Source organism: Pseudomonas algeriensis, assembly GCF_048847255.1.
GTDB lineage: Bacteria > Pseudomonadota > Gammaproteobacteria > Pseudomonadales > Pseudomonadaceae > Aquipseudomonas.
Genome location: NZ_JBKKRK010000001.1, coordinates 136,876 through 154,731, shown reverse-complemented (window position 1 = coordinate 154,731; position 17,856 = coordinate 136,876). Strand labels below are relative to the sequence as shown.

The following is a 17,856-nucleotide window of genomic DNA, read 5'->3' as shown; positions in this document are numbered from 1 at the left end:
GCCCTCTTTGTTTTTAACGCGTGAATATCTGCGCCGTGGTAATCGCCATATCACCGCCGGGCAATTTGATGTTGCCGATCTGCTTCAAACTGTCGGCGTCGAACACCGCTACGTCGTTGAAGGTACCCGCCAGGTAAATCTTGCTGCCGGCCTTGTTGAACGAAATGCAGTAAAAGGAATGGTCCAGCGTGGCGGCCTGAAGCAGTTTTTTCTGCTTGATGTCGTACTTGGCCAGACGGTTGAGTACACCGAACATCAGGTTCGGGTCCTTGGGCGAACGCATGCCACTGAAATAGATCTCCGTCAGAGGGCCGAAATCGGTGGTTTCGGTCTTGCCGGTTTTCAGGTCGATGCTGAACAGCCCATAGAGGTATTCGGCGGTGGCCGGGTCCTGCTGCTTGTCCTTGAATTTCGCGGCGGTGTAGAGCAGCGAAAAATCATGGCGGTACGTTTGCTGGTTCCACACATAAAGCACGTCCGGCGCGCTGTAGTTTTCACGCTTCCAATGACGACTGGGGATCAGCACGTCGAATTTGCCGGTGTTCACGTTGACCTTGTAGACATCCGCTCCCGCCACATACAGCGTGCCATCGTCACCGCTTTGCATGATGGTCAGCTGCCGCGGTGCCGGAAAACTGCGAACAGGTTTGGCGTTCATGCCGGCATCGGTGGCGTACACATCGAGCCGGGGTTGCTGTACTTCGTAACGGTCGTTGAGCATCAACGTCGGGTTGGCGATGGCAAAGAGTTCCTTGCCGTCGTGGCCAACAGTAAAAGCGAACATGGATTTCGCTTTCTCCCCCGGTTTCTGGGTGATGCTGGCGTGAAAGACCTGTTTGCAGCTGTCCAGCTCAACACCGTAAATATCCGCGTAATGGTTGTTCAACACGTAGGCGGTCTTGCGATCCGGCGACAGTTGCACGGTGCCGGGACCGAAGGCGTCCGGCATCTTGCAGGTCTTGAACAGGCTGTCGGTGGCCAGGTCGATCACGTGCAGGTTGTTCGGATAATTGGTGGTCACCATGTACTCGTGGCCGCTTTGCAGGGCGGTGTTTTCATCGGCCAGGACATCGAATGAGATAACGCCCAGGACACCGAACGCGGCCAAGCCGCAGGCTTTGATGCATTGCATGCTGGAATCCTTCTTCATGACCGATCACTTGTCTTTAGGAAAAACGGTGCCGAGGTTGCGCCAGTTTTCGTTGGACGCCTGGGCATCCTTGTTCCAGTCCGGATAGGTGCTCATCATGTCCGGCACCTGGGCCGGCCACCAGCAGGGGTCGGAGCAACCATACAGGTCGGCTTCCATCGGCTGGCACAGCGACGACACGCCGCCGAACGCGTCGATTTCCCAACCAGGATCGGTGGTCGAGGCGCAGCCGGCGACGGAGCTCATCGCCACCACTTCTTCGATTCGGTTCTCGGCCGCGGCCTGATCGAGTTTCTGGGCTTTGTTATTGATTGCCTTGAGATGTTTCATATCAGTGAGCCTTGCGCGGAGTGATGTAACTGCTGATGAACGCAGGGTTGTGAGCCATGATCCGGGTGTAGACCTCGATGCCGAAGTCGACCCAGTCACGCATCAGTTCGCAGTAGTGGTAGGTCGGATGAGTCGGGTCGCCGTATCGGGCGTAGCTCTCGTGGTAGCAGCCGCCGGAGCAGAGATTGCGGATCTGGCAGTCTTCACAGCCAGTATTGGTACGGTCGAGCCGCTGGGACAGGAAGTCATTCAACTCGACCTGTTTCACCCCGCTGTGAACGTTGCCGAACGTCGGCAGGCTCGAACCGGTAAAGCGGTGGCACAGGTTCAATTCGCCCTTGTGATCCACCGCCAGCATTTTCAGGCCCGCGCCGCACGGCAGGGCTTTCTTGTGGCCTTCATGGATGTCGGTGATCAACTGGTGCAGGTTGGAGAACCCGATGTTGCGGTGCTCCAATGCCGCTTCCAGGTAACGACGACCGAGCTTTTTCATGTTGGCGAAGACCTCGATCAGTTCGTCGCTGGACAGGTTGAAGCTGCTGATATCACCGGACGTCACCGGAGCAAAACCGACCTCGGCAAATCCCAGTTCGTTGAACAGGTGGTCCCAGATGGTCTCTACATCGGTAACGCCAGTGGTCAGGGTCACCCGCGCCCCCACTGGACGGCTGTTGTAACGCGACAACAGCATCTCGGCCTTGCGCCGCACCACGTCATACGTGCCCTGCCCACCCACCGTGATGCGATTGCGATCATGCACGGTCTTCGGCCCGTCGATACTCACCGAGAGCCCGAAGCGGTGGGCGTTGAGGTAGTCCACGGTGTCTTCGGTGAGCAGCGTGGCGTTGGTGGTCATGACGAACTCGACGAACTTGCCCGCCTCGGCAAACCGCTTTTCACAGTAGTCGACCATGTACTCGATCAGCTTGCGGTTGCTCAGCGGCTCCCCCCCGAAGAACACCACAGTGAAACGCTCTTCATCGGGGGATTCGCGCAGCAGCATTTCTACCGAAGCGACCGCCGTTTCGATGTCCATCTTCTTGCCCGCCGAGGGCTTGTCGAGGTCTTCTTTGTAGCAGTAGGTGCAGCTCAGATTGCAGCCCGTGTTGACGTTGAGCACCACGGTATTGATTGCGGTGCGCTCCACCCGTTTGGTACCGATGTCCGGCGACAGCGGTGAGCCGTCGCTGACCAGTTCCAGGGAAATCAGCTCACGCAGGGTTTCGGTGATTTCTTCGCCGTTGAAGCGTGCGGCCAAGCGCTGGATCAGGTCGTCCGATGAGCAGCCGGGGCCGCGCAAGGTATCGATGATGGTGCCCGTCAGCTCATCGCTGGCGAACAGCGAGCTGCTGGGAATGTGGAACAGCATGCGGTCGGCGTCGACATGCACTTCGTGCAGATTGCGTTCGACCAGATTCAAAATAGCGCCCATTGCAAACCTCCTGTGCAAGCCCCGATTCACGAGGCCTGCGGTCATTCCGAAAAGTGTCTGGAACCGCTACAAACAGCCAACTTATGGAATGGGTGGATTGTTCCAGCGTTGCACGGTGACGATCATGTGGCCTTCGCCGGTCAGGGATTTCCCTGCGTCGTCGACGGCGGCGATCACCTTGAGATTGCCGGCATTGTTGGTGGACATCTTGCGCTGCGGGTTCGGCCCGGCATCGCCTGGGGTGAACACACCGGTATCGGCCTGCATGGTGCCGGCAAACTTGACGTCTTCATCCTCTTTGGCACGGTCATCGAAAGCCTCGACCTTCCATTGCGCAGGGAATACGCCGATGCGATAGGGCTTGCCGTCAGCGCCCTTGCCCCAGGCTTCGGCATCGAAACGGCCCTGGACTTTTGGCGTCGAACCACCGCCCTCGCCGATCCGCGCCACTGAGAATTCGGGCACGACTTTGACTTCAGCGATCTTGCTATAGACCGACAGTGTCGGGCCTTTCAGCGTGCCGAGCGTGACGTTGCGCAGGCCCGGTTGCGCATTGGCAGCGGCCTTGATCTTGACTCGCAGGCGCTCCGGACTTTGCTCAAGCACCTGAACCACTTCCACGCCTTTACCAAAATCCGGTTTGCCGGTCAGGCCGCTGCCGATCAGGGTAACTTCGGTTTCGCTGCCCGCCTTCAGATACCCCGGCTGCACGGCCAGCAAACGGTTGGAGCCCTGTTTGGCGGCGACAAAGTCCAGGCCCCGCTCGTCGTGCTCGGCCTCGAACATCCGACCCTGCATGGCGTTGCCCTGGGCGGCGAACACCTGACGCATGACTACGCCATCGATGGTCACGTTGCCGCGCCATTCGTAACCGGTGTAGAGAATCGCACTGCCATCGCCGTTGAACGGGCTGCCGTCGGCATACTGACCTTTGACGTTGACCTTGAACGTGTCGCTGCCATCGGCAGTCACGCTCATGACGCCAGCCAGTTCGCCTTTACCCGGCAGGTGCCCGCTGAAGCTCCAGTCGCCGACCAGCGCCTCGGCTTTCGGCGCGCTACCCACCCATTTCTTCCAGGCCGGGTTGTCCAGCGAATAACGCTTGGCCAGCAGCGGCACCATCTCTTTGCGGGCCAGATCGAACCAATCGCGGTCGCGGGACAGGGCCTGGTATTCGAGGGACGGCCATTGGCCGAGGTGGAAGTTCACCAGGCGCTCCCATTCCTGGGCAGGTCGACGCTGCAGGGCAACCCGCGCACCGGAGTGACAGCGGCCACACATCTGGCTGGTCTGGTCGTCGAACTTCTCGACGGTATTGAGCCGTCGCTCCAAGGCATAACGCACACCATCGGTCTCACTGGGCGCCAGGCCTTGGGTGTCAGCCAGGTATTTGACGAGGGTCCGGCGATCGTCATCGCTGATCTGCACACCATGCATGACCTGCATCCGGGCAATACTCATCAGCCAGCCTTCCGGCGTTTTGCGCTGGTGGCTGATACGGCTCAGGGCGTTATCGGCTTCGGGGATGTGACAGCCCTGACAGGTTTCCCTGAGGATGGTCTGGGCGTCGCGAGCTGCCAGGCTGTAAGGCGAATGCAGCGCTACACAGGCCGCCACGGTCAACAGACTGGCGCTCAGGCCTGATCGGAGTTTTCTCTTCATCAACGTCGAACCTCCCACGGTGCTTTCTTATTTTTGTGGCTTATCGTTTTTATGGTTTCTGCCGTCGGCGACAAGCCGCTGACGGAGGCAAGAGAAACGTCTGCGATGAGCAATACACGGAGCGTGCCAGCTTAACGAACGGCATTAAAATCAATGAGTTATAGGAATATCTTGGCTTTTCTACGCATCAGAACGAGATGACCTGCGTCTTATATCGCGACAGCCGTTGCAGTCTGAGACAAGCATAGGTGCCCCCGGCTGGAATACTTCATGGCCAGCGGCAATGTTCAAGTACAAACGCAATGGCTCGCCGTCTCAGCGTTGTCGCGATTTGCGACAAAACCACTGGGTGCCATTTTCGCCTTTTATCGCTCAACCCCCGCCAACAAAGGGCCTTGGCCCGTTCCCGGTACTTGGCACAGCCATTGCCAACCTTGGAGAGATCCACGTTCTCACGCACAACAAGAGGTCTCATCATGCCCCTGCCTAATCTGCTTCCCGCCACCTCGGCCTTCGTCCAACGCGCCCCACGCATGCTCATCGGCGGCGACTGGGTCGAGGCCGCGGACGGCCAGACCATGCCCCTGCACAACCCGGCCACGGGCGAAGTGTTATGCGTGGTGCCACGGGCCACGCCCGAGGATGTCGACCGTGCAGTGCTCGCCGCCCGTCAGGCGTTCGACGATTCGGCCTGGACCCGCACCCGCCCTCGGGAACGGCAGAACCTGCTGTGGAAACTCGCCGATCTGATGCAGCGCGACGCCGAACTGCTGGCGCAACTCGAATGCCTGAACAACGGTAAGAGCGCGGCGGTGGCGCAAGTGATGGACGTGCAGCTGTCTATCGATTTCCTGCGCTACATGGCCGGTTGGGCCACCAAGATCGAAGGTTCCAGCGTTGACGTGTCGCTGCCGCTGATGCCCAACGATCAATTTCACAGTTTCATTCGTCGCGAAGCGGTGGGCGTGGTTGGGGCCATCGTCGCCTGGAATTTCCCGCTGCTGCTGGCTTGCTGGAAACTCGGTCCGGCCCTGGCCACCGGTTGCACCGTCGTGCTCAAACCTGCCGACGAAACACCGTTGACCGCGCTGAAGCTCGCCGAACTGGTGCTGGAAGCCGGTTACCCCGAAGGCGTGTTCAATGTGGTCACCGGCACCGGTGTCACGGCGGGCTCCGCCCTGACTCATAACCCGTTGGTGGACAAGCTGACGTTCACCGGCTCCACCGCCGTGGGCAAGCAGATCGGCAAGATCGCCATGGAATCCATGACCCGGGTCACCTTGGAGCTGGGCGGCAAATCCCCAACCATTGTGATGGCCGACGCCGACCTGAAGACCGCCGCAGCGGGCGCCGCCAGCGCGATCTTCTTCAACCAGGGCCAGGTCTGCTGCGCCGGGTCCCGGCTGTATGTGCAACGCAAGCATTTCGACAATGTGGTGGCGGACATCGCCGACATCGCCAATGCGATGAAACTGGGCAATGGCCTGGACCCCAGTGTCGCAATGGGCCCGCTGATTTCCGCGCGTCAACAGGAGCGGGTTTATGGTTACATCGAAAAAGGTCGGGAAAGCGGCGCGACCATCGCTTGCGGCGGTGAGCAATTCGGGCCGGGCTTCTTCGTCAAGCCCACGGTGATTGTGGATGTCGATCAGCGGCATTCATTGGTACAAGAGGAAATCTTCGGCCCGGTGCTGGTGGCGATTCCGTTCGATGACGAAGCCGATGCGTTGCGTCTGGCCAATGACAGCCCTTATGGCCTTGGGGCGAGTATCTGGTCGAATGACTTGGCGGCGGTGCACCGGATGATTCCGCGGATCAAGTCGGGCTCGGTGTGGGTCAACTGCCACAGCGCCCTGGACCCGGCATTGCCGTTTGGCGGCTACAAGATGTCGGGGGTCGGGCGTGAAATGGGGTATGCGGCGATCGAGCATTACACCGAGTTGAAGTCGGTGTTGATCAAGTTGTGATTGGCGGCGTTCTTTAGACCGCTATCGCGAGCAGGCTCGCTCCCACAGTGGATATTCGGTCGACGCAAAACCATTGTGGGAGCGAGCTTGCTCGCGATAGGCCAGCCCAGGCAGCCCAATGTCAGGGCTTGAACCCCTGCCCCGACAACCAGCTCCGAACCATCCTCCCCTGCTCCACCGTCAACCCCTCCAACACACGCTCGGCTGGCTCGCTGCGCAACCGTCGCACCAAGGGTGCCAACTCCACGCCTTGCAGATGCCAGATACCGAGCGGCTGATCCGCCGTGATCACCACCTCGGCCTCCTCCACGAAGCCATCGCGCAATACCGGTGCCCGCTCAACCCTCAACGTGGCGTAATCCACCTCGGCGTGGGCGACTTCAGCATCCGGCCACTGACGCCGCGCCAGCCAGAACGGCTGGTCCGGCCAACGCTGCTCATCGGCATAAAAATCCCGGCCGATGCGCGCAAAACGCAAAAACAGCTGCTCGACCCGCCGCTGATGAAAACGCTGCGCCAGCAACGCCCGCTCAGGTTTGCGCAACAGCGTGTTGACCACCGCAGGCGCCTGCAACGCCGAAGACAACGACTGAAAAATGCCATTACCCGACAGTGGATCGACCGCCATGGCCGCGTCCCCTATCCGAATCCAGTTATCGCCACAGACGTGGGGACACAAAATCGCCGTGCTGCTGCGGGCATGCAAATGCAGTCCGGTTTCCGGTTCACTCCCGAAAAACTCCCGGGCCAATGGCGAATCCTGGCGGCGCTGACGGCAGTGATCGAGCAGCAGCGCCTTACCCGGCAACCCGGCACTGGCCACGTCCACCGTCCATTGCCAGTAACACTGGCCGTCAGCCCGACGCGCCATCCAGGCCCAGCCGTCCCCAAGGCTTTCAACAGCACTGGCGGTGATACCCGGCGCGCCTCGCCAGCGATTGAGCAAACTGACCGTCTCCGGCCCCCGCAGCCCTTTGCCAAGGGCCGGTGCCTGACGTCCGCGAGCGTCCACCAGAAAATCCGCGAGCAGCGCTTCGCGCCCTTGCAGTTCGATTCGATGCCCCGAAGCGTGTGACTGCACCGTCAGCACTCGGCCTTCGATCAACTCGACGCCGGCCAGCCGCAGATCCTCGCGCAAGCCTCGATCGAAGCTCGGACGGTCCAGCAAAAACTCAATGTTCTGCGCATGCCGCTGACCGTTCCAGGACACCTGCCGTTGGGAAGGCTGCGCCGCGTCCGTCAACGCCTGATGCAGCCCCGCGCCCCGCAACGCATCCAGCACCCGTGCCGAAACCCCTTCCAGCGCCGCGAAGCGCCGCCACTCGCTGACCAGCGTTACAGGGTAGCCGAGCCGCCGCAGCCCCAGGCCCACCGCAGCCCCCGCAGGCCCCGCGCCGAGAATCACAATCGGCTTCATGGGCCGACGCGCCGTTCAGGGCCGTGATAACAGGCGTTTCTTTGCAGCCATTCGACAATTTGCGCGTTGCTCGCCTCGGGATTTTCAACGAGAAAACTCGCAATGTGTCCGCTCAATGCCGCACAGCCCAGGCTTGCACCCGACTGCCCCGGGTGGGTGCCGTGCACACACGCGGCGAAATCTGCCTGGGCGCTGTCGAGCCACGACCATTGCTGTTCGGTACAACGCGCATCGCCGGTCACCCGTAGCACTTGCGGATAATTCGCTGGGAACACCCCTTCGCCTTGGGCCGGGCTGGACGCACACAGCAAAACACCCCGCGCCACCGCCGCGGCACAGGCCTCACGCAACAGGCTGCGATCCTGCCGAAGACCGAGGCTCAGGTTGATCACTCGCACGTCCTGCGCCACCAGCCAATCGATAGCGGCAGCGATCTGCAAGGCGCTGGTGATGCCTCGCTGGTCGAACACCTGGGCGATGCAAAAAACCGCCGCCGGCGCTCGTCGGCCGATGGCCTCGATTACCGCGCTGCCATGACCCAGCGGATCGTCGCGTAAATCGCTTTCGGCCAGTCCATCCTCCAGCAGCGAGAACCGTCGACCGGCAATCACCCGCACTCGTTGCGCGGCTGAATGACCGCTGTCCACCACCCCAATCCGCAGCTCAGGTTTCATGCTGCACCGATTTTGACGTGAGCACGCCATCCAGCAGTTCAAAGCGCAGATCGGCATCGGCCAGGGTCGACGGACGATGGCTGATCAGAATCCGCGTGCGCCCGGCGAACAGCCGGTCGATGGCCTCGATCACTTCGCGCTCGGTGGCTTCGTCGACCGCCGACGTCGCTTCGTCCAGCACCAGGATCAACGTATCCTGCAACAGCGCCCTGGCGATGGCGATGCGCTGTTTCTGTCCGCCGGACAATTGCTGGCCACGCTCGCCCAAAGGGCTGTCGAGGCCTTCGGGCAGTGACTCGATGAGGCTATCGAGCTGAGCCAGCCGCGCCACTTCGGCGATGGCCTGGCGGCTGGCGTCCGGGACGGCATAGGCCAGGTTGTCCGCAAGGCTGCCGCGAAACAGCACGATGTCCTGACTGACCACGGCAATGCGCCGACGCAGCTGGAACAGGTCCAGTTCCCGCAGATCGACCTCCCCCAGCAAAACCCGGCCGGATTGCGGATCATGGTGCCGTTGCAGCAGATCGATCAGGGTTGATTTACCGACACCGGAGCCGCCGCTCAAGGCGACTTTCAAACCGTAGGGAATTTGCGCTTCTACGCCACGCAGGGTCGTCGCGCGGCCGGGATGGCTGAAGTGCACGTTGTCGAAACGCAAATCGCCAGAAACCGGCATCGGTTGGGGTGTAACCGGAGTGAGGACGGTTGGCTCTTCACCGCGCAGTTCCATGACCCGCCCAAGGCTCACGGTCATCCGCTGAACCGCGACATAGAGCCCCAGCAGGCTCTGGACCGGGCCCACCGCCATTCCCAGATAGGTCGAAAACGCGATCAGCGCGCCCAACTGCCAAGTCCCTTGCACCACCCAGTAACCGCCAATCAAAAATACACAGGCCCGCGACAACGACGTCAGGGTGCCGGGCACCGCCTGTGTGAAGAACTCGGTCACTTGCAAGCGCAAGAGCTGGCTCATGTACCCCTGGCCCAACGTTTCCAGGCGCCGTGCTTCGCGCCGTTGCTGGCCGGCGGACTGGATGAATTTCATCACCGGCAAGGTCTCGACCATGAATGAGGACATGTCCGCCGAACGCTCGCGCAACTGCCGGACATCGCGCTCGACCTTACGGCGCATCCAGCGTAGCCAGAGCACGTCGATCGGAATCAGTACCAGGGCCAGCAACGAGAGTTTCCACGACAAGGTCACCAGCATCGCCACGGCGACCACCAGACCGATCACGCTCGACACCGCGGAGAACAGCGAGTCCACGGCGAAACGCTGGATCTCCGCGACATCACCATCGAGGCGCGACATCAGATCGCCGATTCGCCGCTGGCCGTAGAAACCCGGCGAGAGCGTCTGCAAATGCCGATAAAGGTCATCGCGCAGGGCAAACAGAATCCGTCCGGACAATCGCGTGTGCAGATATCGATTCACGCCCGACAGTGCCGTGCCCAGCAACCCGGCGGCCATCATCAACCCGGCGATCAGCACCAGCATCGTAAAGTTGCGCGCCAACAGACCATCGTCGATCAGCAGCTTGGTCAGCCAAGGTTGCACCAATACCAACGCCGAGGCGCAGGCCGACAGCCCGAGCAGCCCGGCAATCGCCAGCCGGTGCGGACGCACGAAGCCGTAGAGCCAGCGCAACGCCGCTTGCTGGGCCGCAGGGTTCTGGCTGTCGATCAGCCGAACGATCAAACGCAGCATCACGAGCGCAGCTGTTTAAGCTTGCGATACAGGGTCGCGCGGCTGATGCCCAGGGCTTCGGCGGCGGCCGATACATTACCTTGGTGCGTGTCCAGGGACTGACGAATCAATTCCAGTTCATGCTCTCGAATACTGCCACTTGGAGGGCGCTCGCCGGCGGTGAGCTCATCGAGCGTGCTGTCGGGCAAATGGTCGAGGGTTAACACAGTCTCCCCCGATTCACGCATGGCCAGCGCGGTGCGCAGGACCATTTCCAGCTGGCGGATGTTGCCCGGCCAGTGATAGCCGCCGAGCAACCGGTTCAAATCGTCATGCAGGACTACCGTCGGCGCATCGAGCTTGGCCAGCAACCGGTCGACCAGGCCAGTGAAGTCGTCGCGCTCGCGCAGGGCCGGGAGCATCACGCTGATGCCGTTGATTCGGTAGAACAGATCCTCGCGAAAGTGTTTGTCTTCCACCAGACGCTTGAGGTCGCGATGCGTGGCGCAGATCAGCGCGATGTCGATGTCTTGCTCTTCGCCAGCGCCCAGCGGCGCGACTTTGCGGTCTTGCAATACCCTGAGTAAACGGGCCTGCAAGGCCAGCGGCATGTCGCCGATTTCATCCAGAAACAACGTGCCGCCATGGGCCTGCTGCAGACGCCCGACCATGCCGCCCCGGCGCGACCCGGTAAAGGCACCCTCGCGATAGCCAAACAGCTCCGACTCGATCAGGCCTTCAGGGATTGCCGCGCAGTTCACCGCCACGAAAGGTTTGTCGCAGCGCGCTCCAGCCGTATGCAACGCTCGGGCGATGACTTCCTTACCGGTGCCCGTTTCACCCTGCAGCAACACCGGTAATTCATTGGCCAGACCCTGGCGAGCCATGCGCAGCGCCCGGGCATAACGGGCATTGTTGCCGGCCAGGGATTCGAGATCGGGTTGTGGTTTAGCGCTTTTAGCTGGGGTGCGCGATACCGTGCTGACGTTGATCGAGCGCTGCGGTGCGCGCAGGGCTTTGTAGAAAAATTCACCCTTGGCGGTTTGCAGGCTGCCGACGCCGCCCTGGTGCAGACGCGATAACAGCTGCAGGCCATCGACACCCAGAAAATCTTCACAGCGCCGCCCCACGAGCGCCGAACGCTCGGCGTGAAGCAACTGACACGCCTGGGCGCTGACCGCGAGAATCTGACCCCCGAGACTCACCGCGAGCAAGCCCTGCCAAGGGGATTCGAGGTACTGTCGACGGCTGTGGAAGGCGAGAACGATCTGGTCCGGGTAACAGGCATTGAACACGCGACTTTCGATCTGGCTGACGGCCATGGTCAGCAACGCGGTGCTGTCGTGAACACGGCCGAGCGGGCCTTCGCGGGTCAGGTCAAGGACGCCGAGGATGTCGCCCTGCGGGCAATGGATAGGCACCGAGGTGCAGGAAAAATCAGTCAGACGGTCAAGGTAATGTTCGCCGCAATCGATCATCGTCGGTCGGGCTTCCACCAGTGCGGTACCCAGGGCGTTGGTGCCGCGCACCGCTTCGCTCCAGCAAGCCCCCAGCGTGATGTCTTGCAGGCCACTGCCTTTGAAACGGTCGGCGTGCCCTTCGGCTGCAAGGATGGTGGCGTCGGAATTGGCGAGGATGATGAGCCCTTCCTTGCCCTGGCGTTCGGCCAGATAATCGATGGCCGGCATCGCCGCATCGATCAACAAGCGATTGCTCTCCAGCAGCACATCAAGGCTGGCGTTCGACTCCAACGCCAGTTCTTGCTTGGCATTGAAATGCACGCCATGGCTGAGGCTGCGCCGCCACGACGCATCGATTTCCGCACGCAATACGCCATCGGGGACGGTGCCTTCGAGGTGCAGCTTTTCCCGGGCCAGCCGTGCTTCGCGATGAAGTTTGGGATGAGTTGTTTTTATCAGCATCAGCAAGCGCTCCGGATCGGTCCGCCCTGCGCCCTTCTGAGTTCAGCGCTTTGTTGCCATCTTTACGTTAACGTCAGGGCATTGGCAAGTGCCTTACGGCGTTTGTGCTGATCCGAGGCGGGGTGTTCGCTTCTCGGTCGCTCCTCCTCGCATTGAATACGCAGGGCACTGGTTCGGTGATATCAAGACCATCTGCACCTCATCCTCGGTTCCGGATTTGCGGATCAAGGACCGTTCGAAGTGCTAAGGCTGCGTATTAAGTTGTCGCTTCCAAAACTGCGACTACACTCGGTCTTGCTGGCCAAGAAGGATCGACGGCAGCGTGAGTTTTCGTTGGTCCCGTTGAATTATCTGAGACAAGGAGCAGTCATGACTTCGCTAGACTCAATTGAACAAAGACAAATCAATCTTACCCACGCGTACGTGGTGAACAATGCGGCGTTGGCTTCGCCGGATTGGAAAAACATGAAGAAGCCTTCGCCGACCCAGGTCAAAGACAACATTCTTACGCGCCTTAACGGCTCCAAGTTTGGCGGCGGCTATGACGTAGCCTGGGGACCCGCCCTGGTCCCGGATGGCGAACATGTGGCCCACATCACGGTGGTGTTGGTCGGCGGGCAGGACAAAAACGACATTGTGGTGGTGACGAGTGGAACCCTCGCCGATTCGGTCAAGGATCAGATAGATGATCTTGATATTTCTTCAATGGTGCCGCTGCAGAGCCTCATCAAGAACTGCCCGGTGCCGGCACACCTGGCGCAGGGAACTGCGGACGGTGTAAAGGCGATATTGGGTCAGGAATCGACAATCGGTTTCCAGGGCACACTTTGCGATTTTCTGGCGGAACAGCGCAGTGGGGCAACGATCCGGTTGGTCGGGCATAGCCTCGGCGGTGCCTTGATGTCGGTTCTTGCGCTTTATTTGAAAGATAAATTCTCGAACTTTAATTTCCGTTGCGAAACAATTGCTGCACCAACGGCCGGCGACGGTGTTTTTGCAAGTTATTTCAATAAGCAAATGGCCGGCAATGCGCTACGCATCTACAACACGCTGGATGTCGTTCCGATGGCCTGGTGCGCAACCTCTCTCGACTTCTCCTTGACGCTTTATGAGCCGACCAATGTCATCGATGAAAAAATGAAGGGACTGGTTTGCTCCAATATCGATACCGTCACCCGTAATAACTCCAACTACACGCAATGGGGCATGGGCGGCGCAAACATGGAGCTGCGGCTCTGCGGAGAACTTCAATCCCCGTGCCCTAGCTATGAAGCGCAATCGGGCTACCAGCACATCTACGAATACATGACGCTGCTGGGGCTGCAGCTGGGTGATATCCCGATGCCGGCGCCGTCTGGCAGCTAGCGCGCAGCCTCGACGATCAGGTGTCGACTTGCAATTGTCGGCACCTGTTCGGCAAATCACAGAATTGCAATTCGCCTTTTTGTCGCCCGCTTTTTTCAACCCGCAAGCACTCTCGAACCTAAGCGGACGGCACCCACTAACGTTACTTGGTGTCCGCGCATGGGATGACTCGTTTAACCACGCTTGCGATAGACATGCCTTGGATCAAAATTGAAAATATCACCACCATGTAGGTGAGTGAAACGACAATATCCCGCGCGCCTCCGGCTGGCAGTGACAGCGCCAAGGCTACCGATATGCCCCCTCGCAAACCTCCCCAGGTCAAAACGCGCCATGAACCGCTGGGTAAACGAAAGCGTCTTCCAAGCGCAGCAATAGGAACGCCTACCGTAAGCAATCGAGACAGCAAGGTAAGTGCTATTACCGCCAGCCCGGTGACGATCAAGGAGTTCGAGAACTGGATGAGAACCACCTCCAGGCCGATCAGTACGAACAAAACGGCGTTCAAGATCTCGTCTATCAGTTCCCAGAACATGTCCACATGTTTTTCAGTCTGCTCGGACATTGCGTAGGATCGTCCCTGGTTTCCGACGATAAGCCCGATGACTACCATCGCCAGGGGGCCGGACACATGAAGATGGTTCGCCAGCGCGTACCCACCTAGCACCGCAGCCAATGTGATCAAGATTTCTTCCTGGTAGCTGTCGATGCTTTTCAGCATCAAATAGGCTAGATATCCAATGGCTGCGCCTAGAAGCACGCCGCCACCGGCCTCTGTCAGAAGCAACTTCGATGCGCCCAACGCCGACGGTGCTTCGCCACTGGCTATCATCGCCACAATGAGTGAAAACAGCACAACACTGACTCCGTCGTTGAACAGTGATTCGCCCGCTATCACCAGTTCGACGCTTTTGGGAGCCCCGGCGGACTTCAGGATACCCATGACCGCTATGGGATCCGTGGGAGAAATCAGGGCACCGAATACCAGGCAGTAGGCAAGGGGAAGTTCCAGAGACGTTAGTGACAGAAGTAGCCACAGCCCATAGCCAATCAACAATGTGGAGGCTGTTGTTCCTACTAGTGCCAGAGAAGCCACCTGCCACCGGTAAGAACGCAGCTGCGAAAGATCGACGTGCAACGCTCCAGCGAACAGTAGTAAGGAAAGCATCCCCTGCATGAGCAGTTCGGAAAAATCGATCGATTCCACCAACGATTGCTCAAGCGTGTGGAGTGCATGAAAACCCATCGCATCCAACGCCATATTCAGCACAGAGAGGCCCAGCGCAATGCCCATGACACCAATCGCTGGCGGCAGCCCAACATAACGGCGATTGAGGAAGGCAAGAACCGCCGTGATACTCACAAAGACAGCAACGATATCCAGCATTCGATAATGGCCCTGGTTGATACGGTGCACTACGCTTTCGACAATCCGGGTACTTCCATATTTATCTTGCGCCAGAAGGCTTCAGAGAAGCTGTATGCCGAGAAAGCAATCAATCCGAAGGCCATCACCATCAAAACCAACCATCCAGCGGGCAAACCCTGAAGTGCGTCGAGGGCTTCCTTCATACCGGGTGGATCCATGGCTTGATAGGCCGAGCCGCTAAAGGCCAACAGCAATGCAATCTCTATAAAGACGACGCCACGTGCGATCAGGCCAAACCGAGACACCGGGCGGACGTACCGCATGACGTCTTCGTCAGCCTCGAAATACTTTTCAAACGATGCCTTCCATCCCTTGTAAATGTGAGCAATTCCAACGCCAAGCGGAATGAGAGCAAGCAGATACACCAATAGGTTGGAATGCTTCCAGGACAATAGATGCGCCAGCCAATCTGTGTTCTGTTCTCCTGAGTTGCCAGAGCTACCCACTCCGCTTACAAGTAGGCCTAACGCAAAAAATGCCAGAGCACCATTGACCAATCCCCCCGCAAAAAGACCGGTGCGAATTATCAGTCCCTTGAGATTTTTGCCATGGTGGTCGACATCACGGGTAGCTTGCAGAACACGCCAAGCCGAAAATGCGAGCAAACCCGCCACGACGATTCCCACTAAAAAATAGCCAAACGGCTGGCCCAATAAGGCTTCCAGGCTTTTCTGGCTATCTTTCGGTTTTGTCGAATCTTGTGCCGCAAGCAATGCGAAGATACCGATGATGAGGTAAATCACACCTCGCGCGGCGTACCCTCCGCGTGCTAGGACAATAAGGCTTTGGTGCGCTGACATTGGCTGCTTTCCCGAAAGTAGTACAGGAACAGACTCGTCTGGCTGGAAGGGGTTCTATCGTTAAATTCAAAACCGCAGCCCTGACCTACGCAGCGTCATTCGCTGACCTCGGGAACGACAGGCAGCTCCCTCATCTAAACACCTTTCACTTCGCAGGCATCTACGCCTTCAATCTGGGAAAGTTCCGCATCTCCGCGCTGAGCGACGGAACGCTGCCTCTCGATCTACATCCGCTGCTTAGAGGCATCAGTCCAATGCAGATCGACGCAATGCTGCAACGCGCAACCCGCTGAAGACGTCGATCAATGCCTACCTTATCGATACTGGGACGTGTCGTACTGGTCGATACCGGTACCGGTGAACTGTTCGGTAGCGTTGGCGGCAAGCTACCCGAAAGCCTGGTGGCTGCCGGTTACCAGCCGGCGCAGATCAGCGATGTCAGGACGAAATACAGCCAACGGCTCCCCGCTACGCGGGCGATCGGCTCGCGACGACTAGGTTGACGTCATCAACGCGCGAATTTACTTCAACGCAGCTACCACGGCATCGAAGAAGACCATCGGGTCGATCGGCTCTTTGTCAACCGGCTTGGGTTGGGCACCGAAGGTGACAATCACCACGTTATTGGCAGGGTTGAGGTAGATGTTCTGGCCTTGGATACCGACCGCCGCATAGGCGCCGTCTTTCACCGACGGCTCGGTCCACGCCGTCCACCACATGTAGCCGTAGTCCAGGGTCTTACCGCCTTTGAGGGTGGTCGGCAGCGTCGCCTCCTTGACCCAACCTTCGGGCAGAATCGAGGTGCCATTGATCTTGCCGCCGTTCATGAAAAACAGCCCGAAGCGTCCATAGTCACGCAGCGTGGCGCTGATACCGCTGCCACCGATTTCCACGCCGTCAGGCGAATCGAGCCACCACCGGGCATCACTTTCCATACCGAACGGCTGCCAGATCTTCTGGGATAGATAATCGGCCAGTGGCATCTTCACAGCGCCACGGACGATCTCGCCGAGTACCTGCGTTTCGCCAGTGCTGTACGTGTTGGCCGTGCCGGGCTCGGCCGCTCGCGGCAAACCTGCCATCAAGGCCATGGCAGAACGCGGTTTCTGCGAAATCTGCGCTTTGAGTAGCGCGCGACGATCGGACGCCGGATCGGTGTAGGTTTCGTTCCACTTCACGCCCGAAGACATCATCAGCACGTCGCGCACGGTCACGCCTTCGTAGGCGCTGCCCTTGAGCTCGGGAACGTAATCCACCACTTGCGCGTCAAGGCTCTTGATAAGGCCGTCTTTGATCGCTGCAGCTGCCAGCGTGGAGGTGATGGATTTGGCTATCGACATCGACATCCATCGGGTTTTCTCCGTGTTGCCACGCTGATAGGTCTCGAACACGATCTTGCCGTCCTTGAGCACGAGCATCGCCGTAATGCTGTCCAGTGCGACAAAGTCATACAGGTCGTACTTTTTGTCCCCGACAGTGAATCGAACGTTGGGCAACTGTTTGTCTGATTTGGGCAGTGCATACGGGTGATCGCCGGCCTTGATCCTATGGGTGGGGAAAAGCCGGTCGATGTTGCGGTAGGTACTGACCGCCAGATCGGGGAGCATGGCGCCGTCATAGATCTGCTCCACCGTGCCAATCGGTTCCTTGGCGTGGGGATAATCCTCAGCCCATGCGCCCGAGGTGATACCCGCAGCGAGCAGACCCAGTGAGAGAAGCAGCGAGCGACCAGGCGCAGTCGCAGTCGCACGAAAAATCGCGGATGAGTGCATAACCGATCCTTTTTTTGTTTTGCTTTTCACGCATGTTAAAAAACGCGGCCGCTTGAACCATAGTCTACTCATTGGAATCGCGCCCAAGCTGAAGGACGACACTCATCGCTTCTCGTCAGGTATAAACAACTGCGCGCCACTGAACGGTGAATATGTCGAGAATGACCGCCAATGAGGTGATTGAGCAGCTCAACAGGGCCAAGATCGCGTTGTTAGATGTTAGAACGTTCACCGCCTCGGCGCAGTCCG

General features: G+C 59.3%; 14 protein-coding genes. 3 read left to right on the top strand and 11 right to left on the bottom strand.

Features of this window, described 5'->3' with window-relative positions; translation table 11 throughout:
• Positions 1-13: 13 nt before the first annotated feature.
• The 4 genes from peaD to peaA all read right to left on the bottom strand — a co-directional run bounded on the left by peaD (position 14) and on the right by peaA (position 4,574).
• The gene (gene peaD / locus ACLK1G_RS00680; protein ID WP_420763629.1) at positions 14-1,132 is read right to left on the bottom strand and encodes a quinohemoprotein amine dehydrogenase subunit beta; all 1,119 of its coding nucleotides are present in this window, start codon (positions 1,130-1,132) and stop codon (positions 14-16) included.
• Between the two features lie 24 nt (positions 1,133-1,156).
• Positions 1,157-1,480 (bottom strand): quinohemoprotein amine dehydrogenase subunit gamma, encoded by a 324-nt coding sequence (qhpC, locus tag ACLK1G_RS00675; RefSeq protein ID WP_007933151.1) that lies wholly within the window; start codon positions 1,478-1,480, stop codon positions 1,157-1,159.
• 1 nt (position 1,481) lies between these two features.
• Complete coding sequence (gene peaB / locus ACLK1G_RS00670) at positions 1,482-2,912, bottom strand: quinohemoprotein amine dehydrogenase maturation protein (RefSeq protein ID WP_420763628.1); 1,431 nt, start codon at positions 2,910-2,912, stop codon at positions 1,482-1,484.
• Positions 2,913-2,993: 81 nt separating this feature from the next.
• Positions 2,994-4,574, bottom strand: coding sequence for a quinohemoprotein amine dehydrogenase subunit alpha (peaA, locus tag ACLK1G_RS00665; RefSeq protein WP_420763627.1), 1,581 nt, complete (start codon positions 4,572-4,574; stop codon positions 2,994-2,996).
• Between the two features lie 476 nt (positions 4,575-5,050).
• Here peaA and ACLK1G_RS00660 point away from each other — a divergent pair, with 476 nt between their 5' ends.
• Positions 5,051-6,541, top strand: a complete 1,491-nt coding sequence (locus ACLK1G_RS00660; RefSeq protein ID WP_420763626.1) for an aldehyde dehydrogenase family protein — start codon at positions 5,051-5,053, stop codon at positions 6,539-6,541.
• A 121-nt stretch (positions 6,542-6,662) separates the two neighbouring features.
• On the opposite strand, the gene qhpG is transcribed toward ACLK1G_RS00660, so the two are convergent.
• From qhpG to ACLK1G_RS00640, 4 genes are read right to left on the bottom strand one after another with little or no spacing between them, the layout of a single operon-like run.
• The gene (gene qhpG / locus ACLK1G_RS00655) at positions 6,663-7,958 is read right to left on the bottom strand and encodes a flavin-dependent monooxygenase QhpG (RefSeq protein WP_420763625.1); all 1,296 of its coding nucleotides are present in this window, start codon (positions 7,956-7,958) and stop codon (positions 6,663-6,665) included.
• Positions 7,955-8,632: a subtilisin-like serine protease QhpE gene (gene qhpE, locus ACLK1G_RS00650; protein ID WP_420763624.1), complete on the bottom strand. Its 678-nt coding sequence runs from the start codon at positions 8,630-8,632 to the stop codon at positions 7,955-7,957. Before qhpE ends, qhpG begins: the two co-directional genes overlap by 4 nt.
• Positions 8,622-10,340: an ABC transporter ATP-binding protein gene (locus ACLK1G_RS00645; protein WP_420763623.1), complete on the bottom strand. Its 1,719-nt coding sequence runs from the start codon at positions 10,338-10,340 to the stop codon at positions 8,622-8,624. Before ACLK1G_RS00645 ends, qhpE begins: the two co-directional genes overlap by 11 nt.
• Positions 10,340-12,244 carry a sigma-54-dependent Fis family transcriptional regulator gene (locus tag ACLK1G_RS00640; protein WP_420764027.1) on the bottom strand — a complete coding sequence of 635 codons (1,905 nt, stop codon included), beginning with the start codon at positions 12,242-12,244 and terminating at the stop codon, positions 10,340-10,342. The genes ACLK1G_RS00645 and ACLK1G_RS00640 overlap by 1 nt, the downstream gene beginning before the upstream one ends.
• Before the next feature lie 366 nt (positions 12,245-12,610).
• Here ACLK1G_RS00640 and ACLK1G_RS00635 point away from each other — a divergent pair, with 366 nt between their 5' ends.
• Positions 12,611-13,606 carry a lipase family protein gene (locus ACLK1G_RS00635; protein WP_420763622.1) on the top strand — a complete coding sequence of 332 codons (996 nt, stop codon included), beginning with the start codon at positions 12,611-12,613 and terminating at the stop codon, positions 13,604-13,606.
• Between the two features lie 142 nt (positions 13,607-13,748).
• Here ACLK1G_RS00635 and ACLK1G_RS00630 read toward each other — a convergent pair whose 3' ends face one another.
• The gene (locus ACLK1G_RS00630; RefSeq protein WP_420764026.1) at positions 13,749-14,993 is read right to left on the bottom strand and encodes a cation:proton antiporter; all 1,245 of its coding nucleotides are present in this window, start codon (positions 14,991-14,993) and stop codon (positions 13,749-13,751) included.
• 29 nt (positions 14,994-15,022) lie between these two features.
• Positions 15,023-15,835, bottom strand: a complete 813-nt coding sequence (locus ACLK1G_RS00625; RefSeq protein WP_420763621.1) for a DUF1206 domain-containing protein — start codon at positions 15,833-15,835, stop codon at positions 15,023-15,025.
• Positions 15,836-16,140: 305 nt separating this feature from the next.
• On the opposite strand from ACLK1G_RS00625, the gene ACLK1G_RS00620 reads away from it, so the two are divergent.
• Positions 16,141-16,338, top strand: coding sequence for a hypothetical protein (locus ACLK1G_RS00620; RefSeq protein WP_420763620.1), 198 nt, complete (start codon positions 16,141-16,143; stop codon positions 16,336-16,338).
• An 18-nt stretch (positions 16,339-16,356) separates the two neighbouring features.
• On the opposite strand, the gene ACLK1G_RS00615 is transcribed toward ACLK1G_RS00620, so the two are convergent.
• A complete protein-coding gene (locus ACLK1G_RS00615; protein ID WP_420763619.1) occupies positions 16,357-17,607 on the bottom strand; it encodes a serine hydrolase domain-containing protein in 1,251 nt (416 codons plus the stop codon).
• Between the last annotated feature and the right edge of the window lie 249 nt (positions 17,608-17,856).

Coding starts and splice junctions, on each gene's coding strand:
- peaB (WP_420763628.1), bottom strand. CDS start 2,912: ATGGGCGCTATTTTGAATCTGGTCGAACGCAATCTGCACGAAGTGCAT.
- ACLK1G_RS00615 (WP_420763619.1), bottom strand. CDS start 17,607: ATGCACTCATCCGCGATTTTTCGTGCGACTGCGACTGCGCCTGGTCGC.
- qhpG (WP_420763625.1), bottom strand. CDS start 7,958: ATGAAGCCGATTGTGATTCTCGGCGCGGGGCCTGCGGGGGCTGCGGTG.
- peaA (WP_420763627.1), bottom strand. CDS start 4,574: ATGAAGAGAAAACTCCGATCAGGCCTGAGCGCCAGTCTGTTGACCGTG.
- ACLK1G_RS00620 (WP_420763620.1), top strand. CDS start 16,141: ATGCCTACCTTATCGATACTGGGACGTGTCGTACTGGTCGATACCGGT.
- ACLK1G_RS00660 (WP_420763626.1), top strand. CDS start 5,051: ATGCCCCTGCCTAATCTGCTTCCCGCCACCTCGGCCTTCGTCCAACGC.
- qhpE (WP_420763624.1), bottom strand. CDS start 8,632: ATGAAACCTGAGCTGCGGATTGGGGTGGTGGACAGCGGTCATTCAGCC.
- ACLK1G_RS00630 (WP_420764026.1), bottom strand. CDS start 14,993: ATGCTGGATATCGTTGCTGTCTTTGTGAGTATCACGGCGGTTCTTGCC.
- ACLK1G_RS00645 (WP_420763623.1), bottom strand. CDS start 10,340: ATGCTGCGTTTGATCGTTCGGCTGATCGACAGCCAGAACCCTGCGGCC.
- qhpC (WP_007933151.1), bottom strand. CDS start 1,480: ATGAAACATCTCAAGGCAATCAATAACAAAGCCCAGAAACTCGATCAG.
- ACLK1G_RS00625 (WP_420763621.1), bottom strand. CDS start 15,835: ATGTCAGCGCACCAAAGCCTTATTGTCCTAGCACGCGGAGGGTACGCC.
- ACLK1G_RS00635 (WP_420763622.1), top strand. CDS start 12,611: ATGACTTCGCTAGACTCAATTGAACAAAGACAAATCAATCTTACCCAC.
- peaD (WP_420763629.1), bottom strand. CDS start 1,132: ATGCAATGCATCAAAGCCTGCGGCTTGGCCGCGTTCGGTGTCCTGGGC.